This is a genomic window from Aquibaculum arenosum, assembly GCF_029222965.1.
GTDB classification, from domain to species: domain Bacteria; phylum Pseudomonadota; class Alphaproteobacteria; order Kiloniellales; family DSM-21159; genus Aquibaculum; species Aquibaculum arenosum.
Map to the genome: position 1 here is coordinate 37,625 of NZ_JARHUD010000005.1, position 14,032 is coordinate 51,656.

Below are 14,032 nucleotides of genomic sequence, written 5' to 3' on the forward strand. Positions count from 1 at the left end.
TCCAAACGCAGGGGGCGTTCAGCCAGAGGTTCGGGCAGCCTCGCGGCTCCGGTGTCTTGCTCCAGGTTTTCTTTGGTTAGGCGATGAACATCCTTCTCACAGGCGGTTCCGGTCAGGTCGGCTTCGAGCTGCGGCGGCAGCTTTGCCTGCTGGGCGAGGTGCTGGCGCCCACGCGCGCCGAATTGGACCTGGCGGACCCGCAGGCGGTTGAGGGCTGGCTGGCCCGGCATCAGCCGGATCTCATCGTCAATGCCGCCGCCTACACCGCGGTGGACAAGGCCGAGGCGGAGCCCGAGCTGGCCCATCGCCTGAACGCCGAGTTGCCGGCGCAGCTCGCGGCCTACAGCGCGGCGCGCGGCCAGTGGCTGCTGCACTATTCCAGCGACTACGTCTATCCCGGCAGCGGCGATCGGCCCTGGCAGGAGGGGGACGCGACCGGCCCGCTGGGTGTCTATGGCGCGAGCAAACTGGCCGGCGACCTCGCGGTGGAGCAGAGCGGCTGCCCGCAGCTCATCTTCCGCACCAGCTGGGTCTACAGCACCCGCGGCCACAACTTCCTGCGCACCATGCTGCGCCTGGGGCGCGAGCGCGACAGCTTGAAGGTGGTGGACGACCAGGTTGGCGCGCCGACTCCGGCGCGGCTCATCGCCCAGGTCTCCGCCCTGGCGCTGCACCGCGTTCTGGGGCCGGAGGGCAGTGAGGCCGCGTTCCCCCCCGGCCTCTATCACCTGGCTCCGCGCGGCGAGACGAGCTGGTGCGGCTTCGCCCAGGAGATCTTCCGCCAGGCCGCCGCGGCGGGGCAGGGCCTCGCGATCGCGCCCGAGGGCGTGGCGCCCATTCCCACCGCCGACTATCCCACGCCGGCGCGCCGGCCGCTGAACTCGCGCCTTGCCTGCGCCAAGCTGGAGCAGGCGCTGGGCATCACCCTGCCGGACTGGCGGGCGCAGCTGGCCTTGACCCTGCAGGAGCTCTGCCAGCCATGAGCCTTTCCACCCGCCCCCTGTTGGAGCCTCTGCCGATCGCTGCACGCAAGGTATCTTGTAGAAAGGGGATTGTTCTTGCCGGAGGGTCAGGAACCCGGCTCTATCCTGTGACACGGGGCGTATCCAAACAGCTTCTGCCGGTCTACGATAAACCCATGATTTATTATCCAATCTCGGTGCTGATGTTGGCAGGGATTCGTGATATTCTCATTATTTCTACTGAAGATGACTTGCCGCAGTATAGAAAACTGCTGGGTGGTGGAGAAGACTTCGGGGTTCACTTTACTTATGCTAAGCAGCGCAGCCCCAAGGGCGTGGCCGAGGCCTTTGTTGTCGGCGAAGAGTTCATAGGCGATGATCCGGTCTGTTTGGTGCTAGGTGACAACATTTTTCATGGTCAGCATTTCAGTGTGCAGCTTTTGCGTGCGGTGCAGCAGGATCACGGTGCCACCGTCTTCGGATATCCTGTACGCGATCCGGAGCGCTTTGGCGTAGTGGAGTTCGACGAGTCGGGCCAAGCCATGTCAATCGAAGAGAAGCCGCCGCAGCCACGCTCAGCCTATGCTGTCACCGGCCTGTACTTCTATGATAAAGACGTGGTGGAGATCGCCCGGCAAGTTAAACCCAGCGCGCGCGGAGAGTTGGAGATTACCTGCGTGAACAATGCCTACCTCGAACGAGGTGACTTGCGGGTCGAGCGGCTTGGACGCGGCTTTGTCTGGCTGGATACCGGCACACACGAAAGCCTGTTGGAAGCGGCACAGTATGTGCTCTCCATTGAGCGAAGCCAGGGTCTCAAGATTGCTTGCCTCGAAGAGATTGCTTGGCAGCAGGGGTGGATCAGTACCGAGCAGCTGCGCGCTTGCGCAAACAGGTTGAAGGTGAGCGGCTACGGCGAGTATCTGCTCAGTCTTCTTGAGGGTCGACCCAGCTCTGTCGTTGAATGCCGTGGTTCGTCCAGTATCCGGAGCAGTAGGGGCCGTGCACACGGATTCAGCTAAAGAAACAAGCGCGTGATTCTCCGAAAGGTCTGCTGGGCGGACCGAACTACGGAGGCTAAAGCCCTACTTTGGAGAGATCGGACAACCGAAGCGCGTTCAGGATCAAGATAATATCGCGTTCCTGGCACGCTGAGAAGATCGTGCAATTCATCGATTGCGCGCTTCATGGACCCTTCAAGTCGCACTAGCGTCCGGCCAAACTCATCGAGATCACTCGCTGCCTCGCGCAATCTTCTGATGCACCTGAGGATGAACGACAGAGTTGCGCAGGTTCTGATGGCCACACATTGGCGCTCATCCAAGCTGAGTCTGGCACCGACCTCCTTGGTGTAGGAACGGACGATTGTATTGAACCACTGGTCAAAATTGCGGGCCAGACCTAGACGAAGCACATCTGCCGAAAAGGTGCCCAGGTCCAACCCGAGGGGAGCTAGCTTGAACGTCTGAAAGTCGAACAAGACGACCTTTTCGGCTGTCTGATCGAAAAGCATGTTGGCGGGCGCGGCATCCGCGTGTGCGGCGTGTATCAAGCCGTGCTCTGCTATGTACTTTGATGCTGCGATGAACAGTTGCTGGTGATCCGACAGGTGGCTGATCCAGCGCGTTTGCCCGTCCTGCAATGAAGAAAGCAGGGATTCGATCTCCATGTTCGGGCGGAATTCATGCTGGGGCCACCCGCGCGCTGCCTCATGAAAGGACTGCTTTGTAACAAGATCCGCGAAGGCATCTGCGAATACCCGGAGCTTTTCATCAACCGGAAGGTGGCGCCCGGTCAGGTATCGGGGCGCCTGGAGGTATTCCAGCAGGATGACGTAGTCGCGGTCGCCCGCGGCTGAGGCAAGGCACCGGGGGAACGCGAGTTTTGTCGATTCCAGAGCAGGAGCGAGGCGGCCATAGACCGCATACTCGGAATGGGCTGTATTCCTCGTAGGGCAGGACTTTAGCAACAGCGTCTGATCGCCCAGCCCCACCTTCGCAATGACTTCAGTGCCGCGGCCGCTGAAGATGATCTCAGCGCAATGAAGATCGCGCGCCGTGAGGCCTACCCGCTCGAGCGCCTTGTCCAGCCCTGCAGCGCAGTTCTTTATCCGCATTGCCACTCTGGGATCCAGAACGTCCCACAGGTTCATGCGATTGAAGTGAGCAATGAAATCGTGCCAGCGGATCAGGAAGCCATCGAGGTCGCAGAAGAAGACCCCGTTCACCACCTCCAGATTGGTCATCGCGCGCTGCAGGTGCCGTGGGCTCAAGCCTTTCAGCTGATCCTCAAGTTGCTCGGACGATATGCTGCTCTGCACGGCGCTCACATGGTTCTCAGCTGCTTGGCGCCTGGGCGGCCGCCTCTCCCAGCAGGGCGCTTGCATGAGTCAAGCCGACTTCATCCAGCAGCCGGAGGCAGCTATCGAGTGCGGCTGTGGGGGTCCGGCAATCGTCGTCTTCCACGAGGGACAGCAGGGCTCGTTCGAGGGCGTCAAGTTGCTTTCTGTTTTCCGCAGGGCGGCCGTAGTCATCGGGTATCGGATCGAAGAGTTGCTTACGATCAGGAAACCACCTGCGGCACACCTGTCGATTGCTCTCATCAAATGCTTTCTGATAGGTCTCGGCCTGCTCCCGGGGCAGTTTCTGACCTGGGCCAGCAAAAACCTGCGCGATCGTTCTCCGCAGCGCTTGCCACTCGGGTTCGGCCGCCTGGCCTTGAGATATCGTCTTGGCGCGCCGGTTGAGTGCCAGCAGCAGGGCCTGGCCGACCGGGTTCAGCGACGGGTTGCGGATAGGGGCGGGCGAAAGTGTCAGTTCCGGTGCTGCCTCTGCGAGTCCGCTGCGCCGCACGAAATCCTCCCCTAGACTGCCCCCGTGCCACTCCTTTTGCCCAAACAGACCTGGCGCCAGGGCATCTTCCCCAAACTCCTGGGACCAGCGTTCCAGAAGACCAGCGTAGTTGCAGTAAGGGCTTCTCGGCCGGCCGAGTGCCCGCGCGATCTCTTCCAGGCACCGGGTGCCGCCGCTCTTGAGCTCGGTGGAGTAGTAGGAGGCCAGCAGGTCCACCTGGCGGCGCAGATAGCAGACGATCCGAAAGGAGCCGGCGCGTGGCCCCAGCAGGCGACGCAGCCGGGTGAGCTGGACCGGCTTGACCAGGCGGGAGTGAAAGTGCTCGCTGGAGATCACCACCCTGTCCACGTCGCTAGGCAGGGCCTTCAAGGTCTTGCGCGTTTCCTGCCTGACCTCGGCGCGAAAGGCCTGGCGCGCCTCGCGGCCCTGGACACCCAGCTGGTTCAGGTAGTCGTCCGCCAGGTCGGTACAGAGCGCCGCCGCTGCCAGCGCACGGGCCTCAACGCGGCCTGGCGTCGTGAGATAGCGGATCCCCTGGGCGCGCAGGGCCTTGCGGTTGTCCACCAGCGTGCGCTGGAGGGTCTTTGTGCCGGTCTTCTCCGTGCCGATGTGCAGGATGACGTGCAAGGGGGAGGGGGAAGGCAAGGCGGCTCTCGGTCGCGGGTCAGGTAAGCTTAGCGAGCCTGCCTAGCACAGTCTCCACCAGAGCGCTCGCGCGATCTGGGCTGTCCGCCTCGGCATAGCAGCGCAACTCGGGTGCATTGCCCGAGGGACGCAGGTGCACGATCTCGCCGTTGGCCAGGGTGGCCCGCAGGCCATCGGTGCGGTCCACCTTCGTGATGGGCTGCGCCAGGCCCAGTTCGCGCTCCATGGCGGGCAGGTCGTCCTGCCAGCGGATCAACAGGGCGCGGCTGCGCTCCGTGGGAACGTCCTTGAGGCGGTCGCTGGCGGTGTGGCGGTTCGGGAGGTCTCCAACCAGAGCCGAGAGCGGTAGCCCCTGTTGCGCTGCAGAGACCATTAGCGTGAGCGCCGGCAGCAGCGCGTCGCGGGTGGGCAGGGCCCTGAGACGACGTCCCTCCGCTTCCAGGTCGGAGCCGAGCAGAAAGCCGCCGTTGGCCTCGAAGCCGGCCACGCGGGCATGCTCACCCGCCAACTGTTCCATGCCCGCCAGGACATAGGGCGAACCGATGCGGGTCCGCAGCACGCGGGTGAAGGCGCCACAGGCCTCGATGGCGCTGTTGCAGCTCACCGGCACGGCCAGCGCGTCGATCCCGAGGGCACGGGCGCAGAGCAGGCCGACGATGTCGCCGCGCAGCCATTCCCCCTGTTCGTCGGCCAGGAGCGGGCGGTCGCCGTCCCCGTCGGTGGTGAGCAGGGCATCGAGCTGGTGCGCGCGCGTCCATTCACGGGCTCGCGCACGATCCTCCTCGCCCACTGCCTCGGTATCCACCGGCACGAAGTCCTCGCTTCGGCCCAGGGGGATCGCCTCTGCGCCCAGCGCCTCCAGGATCTCAAGGCTAAGCTCGCGCCCCGCCGCTGAATGCTCATAGAGGCCGATGCGCTTGCCGCTGAGCGGTTGGCCGGTGAACCACTCGATGTAGCGCGCAAGATAGCGTTGGCGCGCCGCGTCGCTCTCCGGCGCCCGCTCGATAGGGCCGAGCGGCGGCAGCGCGACCTTGACCGCCATGATGGCTGTTTCGTCGGCCTTGGAGATCTCGCCGTCGGGCCGATAGAACTTGATGCCGTTGCGGTCGAAGGGGATGTGGCTGCCGGTGATCATGAGCGCCGGCATGTCACCCGCCATCGCCTGAAGAGCGAGGGCAGGGGTGGGAAGGATGCCGTAGTCCAGAACTTCGATGCCCATGGCCCGGGCGGCCGCGGTGCAGGCCGCCGCCATGCGCGGGCTGCTGGGGCGGCGATCCAGGCCGATGGCGAGGCGGGAGATGGGGGATTTCTCTTGCATCACGGTGAGGAAGGCAAGGGTGAAGCTGGCGCAGACCTCGTCAGTGAACTGCGTGGCCAGGCCACGGGCGCCGCTGGTGCCAAACGAAGCGCGATAATGTCCAAATGTACATATCATCCCACAAGTGCTTTCCGATATTGGCACCAAAACGAATTAGCCTGGATTATAAAACTGCTTTATGGAGTTAAGCACCAATGACGGTTTGACATTTTGTGGCGACACGTGAAACACCGCCATTCTGCCGACAAACGACGATGGTTTGCAAAACCGCTCCACAGTTTGCTTGTAGTTTCGATCTGAGTAGTCATCGAAAAGAATGGTCGTCTCCTTTTCGATGTTCAATAAACTCGCAACGAAACAGGCAGCCCGGAATCTGCCATCAATAAGAATGACGTCGGGCGCAATCTCGCGGGCACGAAGGTAGTCCCAGATGCTCAAGGCGTAATCGGGATAATTCTTCCAGTTTTGCTCAGTTTCGGGACGGCCCCATTTCCCGGTGGGCCCAATGTCTACCCAGAAGGTACGGGGCGGTGATGGCAGTTGGGCGTCTTGGATATAGCTGTTAAGGCTGCAAAGCCATCTCGGGTCACTCTCAACAGAAACGATTTCCTTGCCGGACATTTCAGCCGCAACTACAGTAGACCCGCCCGACCCATACTCCAGAATGACGTCAGCTTTATCATAGACGGAAACAACGAACTCGGCGACATCCTCCGGAAAGGTGAGGACGGGTTTCTTTAGTTTCTTTGACAAACTCATTTGGATAATTCTCCACTGTCACTCAGATTGCCTAAATACGCTAGGGCGGGGACTTGTCGCCAGTAGCTGTTGGTGGGGCACGATAAGCCGGACTTTGCGAGAGAAAAGCGCTTTCGGAGAAATTTACCCTAATATCATGCGATGAGGTCCCGGTACCGGTCATAGATCATAGTATAAATCTTTGCTTCGTTCACAGTATCGAAAAACATCCTAATGTAATTTTGTCCATTCTCGGCAATGTCGCGGCACGCATCGTCATTCTGCCGGCACCATTCCAGCGTTGCTGGTAGGTTTTTCATGTCATCTGACATAGGGACATAGTGAACGTATGGTTCTAATTGACTCTCTAGCAGCCATGTTTCAACTGTTGGCGGGGGCATTATAGGCACGGAGTTGGAGGCCAATATCCACTTTAAGTTTGTCGCAACATCATTGCCCTGAAGGCTAATAACGTACTTGTGCTTTAATTGTTCTTCTATTGTTAGCGGTTCGCGTACGTATGGCTCGCATTCCAAATCACCTTTTCTCCCCAGACTTGAAAATCCCACATTGTACAATGAGTGGTACTTAGAAACGAGGAGGAAACGCACATTCCGCGACCAGGCAAAGGGGCTGCCCTTGTCTTTGTGTCCAGTGGGTTGGCCGCGCCATACAATCTCGGATCTCTTAGCATCCCATGAGCAACGATCAAACTCTTCCCGTGCGTGCCAATGGCGTCCAACCTTAAGTTTTAAGAGGATACCCTTCCCATTAATCGCCCGAGCCTTTTTAAAAACTAGTCCGCTTGGCACAGAGTTAGGAAGCTCGTTGTCATCGAATTGAACTGGTAGGGGAATCTCGGCATTCACGCTCTCCACAAAGTGACGCATATCTGCAATGTATTTCCGAACCCCTTCCGGGAATTCCCCAACCGCGACGCCGTCGAATGCCTTTTCGCTAAAAAGAAATGGACGTTCAAGCCCCGGCCAGTGTTCGGTCAAAGGCGCATCGGAAGATAAGCTCGCAAGATCTATACCTTCCCAAAAATATTTGCGAACGCGAAAATCGTTGTTAAGTGTATGTTTTTCTAATGCCACAGTAACACCTCAATGCTAGCGTGCAGCTATGTGTGCCGATGTCCCTGTCGACAACGGGTTCTTCAGAGATCGGTCATTCAGCCTCGGGGTGCTCAATCGCCAAGCAATACCGCCGGTAAATTTCGCCAAACAGTTTCTCTTCGTTGGCACGGTCGAAAAACATCTGCATATACCGCCGGCCGTTCTCCGAAATTTCCCGGCAAATTCGATCATTTTCTGCGCACCATGCAAATATATCGTCCAAGTCGCCTAGGTCTTCTCGAAGTGGAACAAAGTGCTCGAACGGTACCAGCTGCGACTCTAGGAGCCAACTATCCTTTTTGGGCAAAGGCATGATCGGTACGGAATTTGATGCCAAGATCCACTTTAAATTTGTGGCAACATCATTTCCAGGTAAGCTCACCACATACTTGCACCTCAATTGCCTCCGGATGCCCAATTTCTCGCCGAGATATCGTGCGCAGGACGCGTCCGCCTGAGGTGTAAGCGCCGAAAAACAGACATCGAAGCGTCCATGATATCGTTTAACGAAGTCAAGCCGTGTAGGGTCGGTCGACGCGGCAAGTCCCGTCGTTGCTCCTCTCCACACCACGCGCGTTTCCTTCGACCCCCAAGAAAGCGTGTCAAGATCAACTCGAAAATTCCAGTGTCGCCGGGTATTAAGTTTAAGGATGATACCCGCTCCACCGATTGCGCGCGCCTTCTTGAAGATCAGTCCGCCTGCGGTCCGTCTTTTGAGCTCATGATCTCCAAATTGAACAGCGACCGTCGCGCACGGATCAACCACATCAAGAAAGTAGATCATGTCACTCGCGTAATTCGCGGCCAGCTTTCTCTTCGGCTCAGGTAGATCAGTAAGATGGAAAGAATCTCTTGAAAAGAGAAACGGCGAATCCATACAAGGGTCGCGGCTCAGCTGGCTATAAAGGCTCGTTGGCGCGGAAGCATCCAACCCAGCGTCGAAGTAATGACGCAGGCGTTCACAGTTTGGGAGAGCATGATCACGCTGGTCCATGATTGGCCGCTTCTCCGGGTACTTGTCCTAGGTCACAAACTCATAAAAGGGTAGCGCGTTGAGGCGAACAGTGATTCAAACTTCTTGAAGGGAGGTTGCCATGTCTCAACGCCGCTACGAACTCACTGACTTCGAATGGTCGATCATCGAGCCGCTGCTGCCCAACAAGCCGCGGGGCGTACCGCGCGCAGATGACCGCAAGGTTTTGAACGGCATCTACTGGCGCCTGCGGACGGGATCGCCCTGGGCCGACATTCCGGAGCGCTACGGCCCGTATACCACCTGCTACAATCGCTTTGTCCGTTGGCGCAAGCTCGGCGTCTGGGACCGGATTTTCGAGGCGATCACAAAGGCTTATGAAGGCGACCTCCATTCGATCGACTCCTCTTCGATCAAGGTTCATCAGCATGCCGCCAATGCTAAAAGGGGGCTTCGCAAGCCGCCCAGACCGCCGGTGTGGCTGACCTTCGAGCCGTGTGCATGGGGCGTTCGCGGGGCGGGCTGACGACCAAGATACATGCCCTTGTCGATGCCAACGGCCTGCCCGTGAAGCTGAAGCTGACGGCCGGTCAGGCGCATGACGGACGCTCGGCCGAGGACATGCTGGATGGACTCGGGCCGGGCCAGATCCTGCTCGCCGACAGCGACGCCATGCGCCAGCGGCTCGCCGCCCGAGGTGCCTGGGCCAACGTCAAGCCCATGCCGACGCGCAAGAACGTCCCCGCCTTCAGCCGCTTTCTCTACCGTTATCGGAACGTCGTCGAGCGCTTCTTCAACAAACTCAAACACTTCCGAGCCATTGCCACCCGCTATGAAAAACACGACGCTAACTTCCTCGCGCTCGTCAAACTCGCCGCCGCCAGAATCTGGATGCGATTTTATGAGTCGGTGTCCTAGTGCGTATCCATGGCATGCGCTCTTGAGTGGGCCTGAACTACCGTCCCGCAAATTGTATGTATATAGACTGCCCTCACGCGCCAGCGTTGCACGATTGTCAAAAAGCCAATTTTGCAGAGCGGTAGTGCCAGTTTTATGAGCGCCAACATGAACTATAATCCGCTTTCTTTTCACTTGGATAACCTCTCACGTCGTCATCGTTCTTTGCAATGGAAGCGGGCAATACACCGAGGCCGCGAAAGCCACACAATAGTACAAACACCATTGAAACGCAGATTATTTAGTTTCTCAAGTTTTTTCTGAAGGGTGGTCACATACATGATATGAGTTTGGAAAATATCGAACGAGCACGACGCTTGTCGCCGGGGTGTGCCTCCACGGCCTAATCAATGACGATTGGTGCAACGCCCAGTCGAGCGGACTTTCGAGGTGCTGCGGACAGGCACTGGCCGTTTCATTGATGCCCCTACCCGCAAGAATGCGCAAACTATTTCGTCGCCGCCGGATATCAATGTGGTTTGAACGGGAACTGGTCGAAGATAACATATAAAATGGGTCTACATATTAAATAAACGGCAAGGTTATAGAGACTAATTGTTTAAATATTTGTACACGATATCAACCACTTGATCTTGTTCGGGGGTTATCTCGGATTCGTTATCGAGAAAGTGACTCGAAAAAAGTTCCTTGCGATCGGGAAACCATCGCGCTCTCACAGCTTCGTTTGATTGTATAAACCGAGATTGAAGCGCGTTTGCCTTGGCAGCTGGAAGCTGCCGACCTTTTCCGGAAAAGTGAGCAACAATCATTTTGCGCATATGTTTCCAACTTTCCGCATCAGCGTGTTCTCTTAGAGCAAGATGCTTGATGTTCGCTTGTCGAAGCAGTAATTGGCCTAAAGGAGTCAGCGACTCGTTAAAATTGATTTTTGTAGGTTTCCATGTTCCCGTATATCCGCAGACAGAGAAAAAATCATTAACGATATTAGATTTAATAAGTTCAACCCGGTCAAAAATACGCACGCGCATGCAGTCGCGGTCAAACAATGTCTCCCACTTTTTCAGGAAAATGTCATAATTACAATAGTGGTTCTTTTCCGCTAGTAGTTTCTCGACATACGGATGGAATTGCTCGTGAGCTCCTGACTTAAGTCGCGTTGAATACATGGAAGTGGCGAGATCCACTTGCCTTCTTAGGTAGACAACAACGAAAAAAGAATTAGCATACTGGCCAAAAAAAGTTTTTAACTGTGCTATTGACTCTTGGTTTACGAGTCGGGAATGGAAATGTTCACTCGAAACTACTATAGTGTGGATGTGCGAAGGCGCGTGGAACAGTTGTTTTTCAAGATGACTGATCACTCTTTGGCGAAAAAACAAGCGATCTTTAAGGGTGCGTATTCCGTTTCTTCGCAAATAAGCATCGGCGTTGTTGTCTCCCACACAGGCCGCAGCAACCTCACGCGCGTTAAATAGGTTTGCGTCATGATAATACAGCCACCCGTTATCCAACATAGCATTCTTATTCTTAAAAAGCGTTCTCTGAAGTGCTGTTGTCCCCGTTTTTTCAGTTCCGATATGCAATATTATACGGAATTTCCTTAACATAGTGACCCCTTACTGTGGCGTTTATTGCATGAAATCCGATACCGACGTTAAAGTTGGTGCAAGATGACCTTATAATCACCGAATCTTATGGTCTTTACTGGTGCCGGGAAGAGAATGCTTCGTCAGTTCGTATACAATACCGACCTCGGCGTACCTGGTAATGCGGCAGGTGAACAGAATCAGCATAACTCCTTGTCGGTCTAATGGTTGTTTTGGATACGAGGTTATCCCGTAATTGGGCGAGACACCACAGTGGAGTCTGTTCTAACGCTCACACACGTGGTTAACGTTGTATAGACTAGGTCACAAACTCATAAAAGGGTAGCGCGTTGAGGCGAACAGTGATTCAAACTTCTTGAAGGGAGGTTGCCATGTCTCAACGCCGCTACGAACTCACTGGCTTCGAATGGTCGATCATCGAGCCGCTGCTGCCCAACAAGCCGCGGGGCGTACCGCGCGCAGATGACCGCAAGGTTTTGAACGGCATCTACTGGCGCCTGCGGACGGGATCGCCCTGGGCCGACATTCCGGAGCGCTACGGCCCGTATACCACCTGCTACAATCGCTTTGTCCGTTGGCGCAAGCTCGGCGTCTGGGACCGGATTTTCGAGGCGATCACAAAGGCTTATGAAGGCGACCTCCATTCGATCGACTCCTCTTCGATCAAGGTTCATCAGCATGCCGCCAATGCTAAAAGGGGGCTTCGCAAGCCGCCCAGACCGCCGGTGTGGCTGACCTTCGAGCCGTGTGCATGGGGCGTTCGCGGGGCGGGCTGACGACCAAGATACATGCCCTTGTCGATGCCAACGGCCTGCCCGTGAAGCTGAAGCTGACGGCCGGTCAGGCGCATGACGGACGCTCGGCCGAGGACATGCTGGATGGACTCGGGCCGGGCCAGATCCTGCTCGCCGACAGCGACGCCATGCGCCAGCGGCTCGCCGCCCGAGGTGCCTGGGCCAACGTCAAGCCCATGCCGACGCGCAAGAACGTCCCCGCCTTCAGCCGCTTTCTCTACCGTTATCGGAACGTCGTCGAGCGCTTCTTCAACAAACTCAAACACTTCCGAGCCATTGCCACCCGCTATGAAAAACACGACGCTAACTTCCTCGCGCTCGTCAAACTCGCCGCCGCCAGAATCTGGATGCGATTTTATGAGTCGGTGTCCTAGCTGATTTCTAGCTTCGAGCACTGCGCAGGGACTGACCAAGGGCATCCCATTTGCTGGGACAGACGTTACAGAACAAACCCGAAAATTGCTGCGAGATGTACGTGTAAAGCAGAATGTCTTCAGCCAGCAGCGTGAGCAATCTGACATAGGCCTCTTCGGAGACATCGAGATCCTGCTTGTATCCTTTAGGGCCGGAATTTCCGACAACGGGGCCGTCAGGTATAAGGCCTAGCTGCGCTTCAAAAACGCTTATAAAGCGCGGCAACTCATCTTGGGTGCCCACAATGTAACTGTTCTCTTTTAGCAACGATACCGTCCGGACAAACTTGGACTGCCCTGACAGATATTTATTCTGTGCGTTCTCTATGCGCTTTTGAAAGGTCTGATCCGAAAGAATAGTTTCATTAACGTTTTTTGTTATATCGCCCAGTCGGTAGTGGTAGTGGTATAGAGAAAGCGCCCGTTCCACTGGCTCCCTGATGACTGCGCAAAAGACTGTCCGATCATGGGTAATCCCTTGCTTTATATAAAAGGGCAGCCGCTTATGCCCGCCAATAAGCAAAGCCTGGTGAAGTGAAAGTGATTCATCGTGGCCCCACCAGATATAGTTCTTAGCGATATTATTGAGAAATAGGCGATTTCTAAGAGCGCTCCCAGCCGCTTTCTCGACATGCAGAAAGATTAACCTATAGTCATTAGCAGAGATATTCAAAACAAGCTCCTTTGCATCGAGATAAAATTACGAATTGCAAATAAAGGATTAATTACAAAGGGAAAAAAGTCGATAATCTTCACGGTAGTAATGCCTCACGCGCTCGTAGAAAGATTCTTGATAGAAAGACGGAAGGTCGATATCGCCCAGTTGTAGCAACTCCTTTGGCCTCATGGTGGAAGCACCCGAAACTGAGAGACCCCTTCCGCTATTTGTAACGTTCCGTTTCACGTCTGGAATTGACTTTTTGCTGACTCGTTCTAGCTTGTGGTACAATGGGGAAAGATTTGTTACATTGTAAAACTCGGTGATGTTAATGTTTTTAACGTATTCTGACTGCGGACACCAATGCGGGTCCAAGTCATGTGGGTCGCTGCCTAAAATAAAGTGGATGAACTCGCCGAATGTCACTCCTCGATCCGGATCGGGACCCCTTTGTTCTTTTGACCTGTAAATTTGTTCGATTACCGGGAGAGTGTGGTTTAGGTTGTCAGGATCAAGCCGATTTATCACAAATTTTTCCCAATAAGCACTTAAGAGCCTTGACGATGGGTCGCGTAAAACGGCGAAGCGAAAATAAATATTGCTCTGCAGGGAATTCTCGGCCTCTACTTGCGGCAGATCTTTCAACTGGATTCCTGTGTTGTGCTTATCTGTCTGTGTGTGAATGTCACCTTTAGTAGCTATGCGATCCTTGTCCGGAATGTCGCTAAGGGAAACCATTAATCGCTTGAGCGACGAGCAGGCGTTCTTTGCTATTGGGACGTATAAAACCTTGATATTCGTAGCCACGAAAAGCTGAGGGAAGGGCCAGGAGGTGAACTTATTATTATGGACGGGTCCGACTAGGTGGGGGTCAGCCACATGTTGCTTGTTTTTAAACTCACGTGACTTACGTAGCACGTCGCAAAACTCAGTATAGGTCAACGACTTTTGCGCATAAAAAGCGGCTGCATCTGGATCCGGCTCGCGACCGAGTACTTCACGAAATCCCTTCTCTATATCGACAATTCGCATGTTA

General features: G+C 56.0%; 11 protein-coding genes and 2 pseudogenes. 4 read left to right on the top strand and 9 right to left on the bottom strand.

Translation table 11 applies throughout. The features are described 5' to 3' along the window. Positions 1-83: 83 nt before the first annotated feature. Positions 84-983, top strand: coding sequence for a dTDP-4-dehydrorhamnose reductase (gene rfbD, locus P2G67_RS09130; protein ID WP_275822266.1), 900 nt, complete (start codon positions 84-86; stop codon positions 981-983). Next, entirely contained in the window at positions 980-1,984 is a 1,005-nt protein-coding gene (gene rfbA, locus P2G67_RS09135; protein ID WP_275822268.1) for a glucose-1-phosphate thymidylyltransferase RfbA, read from the top strand. Before rfbD ends, rfbA begins: the two co-directional genes overlap by 4 nt. On the opposite strand, the gene P2G67_RS09140 is transcribed toward rfbA, so the two are convergent. The 6 genes from P2G67_RS09140 to P2G67_RS09165 all read right to left on the bottom strand — a co-directional run bounded on the left by P2G67_RS09140 (position 1,981) and on the right by P2G67_RS09165 (position 8,627). Beyond that, entirely contained in the window at positions 1,981-3,291 is a 1,311-nt protein-coding gene (locus P2G67_RS09140) for a phosphotransferase (RefSeq protein ID WP_275822270.1), read from the bottom strand. The two genes, rfbA and P2G67_RS09140, sit on opposite strands and share 4 nt — an antisense overlap. A gap of 7 nt (positions 3,292-3,298) precedes the next feature. Next, the gene (locus tag P2G67_RS09145; protein WP_275822272.1) at positions 3,299-4,459 is read right to left on the bottom strand and encodes a hypothetical protein; all 1,161 of its coding nucleotides are present in this window, start codon (positions 4,457-4,459) and stop codon (positions 3,299-3,301) included. A 19-nt stretch (positions 4,460-4,478) separates the two neighbouring features. Further along, positions 4,479-5,894 carry a phosphomannomutase gene (locus P2G67_RS09150; protein WP_275822274.1) on the bottom strand — a complete coding sequence of 472 codons (1,416 nt, stop codon included), beginning with the start codon at positions 5,892-5,894 and terminating at the stop codon, positions 4,479-4,481. A gap of 36 nt (positions 5,895-5,930) precedes the next feature. Then, positions 5,931-6,536 carry a hypothetical protein gene (locus P2G67_RS09155; RefSeq protein ID WP_275822276.1) on the bottom strand — a complete coding sequence of 202 codons (606 nt, stop codon included), beginning with the start codon at positions 6,534-6,536 and terminating at the stop codon, positions 5,931-5,933. A gap of 134 nt (positions 6,537-6,670) precedes the next feature. Continuing rightward, positions 6,671-7,612 carry a glycosyl transferase family 90 gene (locus P2G67_RS09160; protein ID WP_275822278.1) on the bottom strand — a complete coding sequence of 314 codons (942 nt, stop codon included), beginning with the start codon at positions 7,610-7,612 and terminating at the stop codon, positions 6,671-6,673. Between the two features lie 73 nt (positions 7,613-7,685). After that, positions 7,686-8,627, bottom strand: coding sequence for a glycosyl transferase family 90 (locus P2G67_RS09165; RefSeq protein WP_275822280.1), 942 nt, complete (start codon positions 8,625-8,627; stop codon positions 7,686-7,688). Between the two features lie 100 nt (positions 8,628-8,727). On the opposite strand from P2G67_RS09165, the pseudogene P2G67_RS09170 reads away from it, so the two are divergent. Next, positions 8,728-9,524, top strand: a pseudogene (locus P2G67_RS09170) (IS5 family transposase). Between the two features lie 590 nt (positions 9,525-10,114). Here P2G67_RS09170 and P2G67_RS09175 read toward each other — a convergent pair. Further along, positions 10,115-11,131 (bottom strand): hypothetical protein, encoded by a 1,017-nt coding sequence (locus P2G67_RS09175; protein WP_275822282.1) that lies wholly within the window; start codon positions 11,129-11,131, stop codon positions 10,115-10,117. A 371-nt stretch (positions 11,132-11,502) separates the two neighbouring features. On the opposite strand from P2G67_RS09175, the pseudogene P2G67_RS09180 reads away from it, so the two are divergent. Continuing rightward, positions 11,503-12,299: pseudogene (locus P2G67_RS09180) on the top strand (IS5 family transposase). 7 nt (positions 12,300-12,306) lie between these two features. Here the strand turns inward: P2G67_RS09180 and P2G67_RS09185 are convergent. Together P2G67_RS09185 and P2G67_RS09190 are read right to left on the bottom strand one after the other, a co-directional pair. Further along, positions 12,307-13,011 (bottom strand): sulfotransferase family 2 domain-containing protein, encoded by a 705-nt coding sequence (locus P2G67_RS09185; RefSeq protein ID WP_275822284.1) that lies wholly within the window; start codon positions 13,009-13,011, stop codon positions 12,307-12,309. A gap of 48 nt (positions 13,012-13,059) precedes the next feature. Then, on the bottom strand, positions 13,060-14,028 hold the full coding sequence (locus P2G67_RS09190) for a sulfotransferase family 2 domain-containing protein (RefSeq protein WP_275822286.1): 969 nt from the start codon (positions 14,026-14,028) through the stop codon (positions 13,060-13,062). Positions 14,029-14,032: the final 4 nt, after the last annotated feature.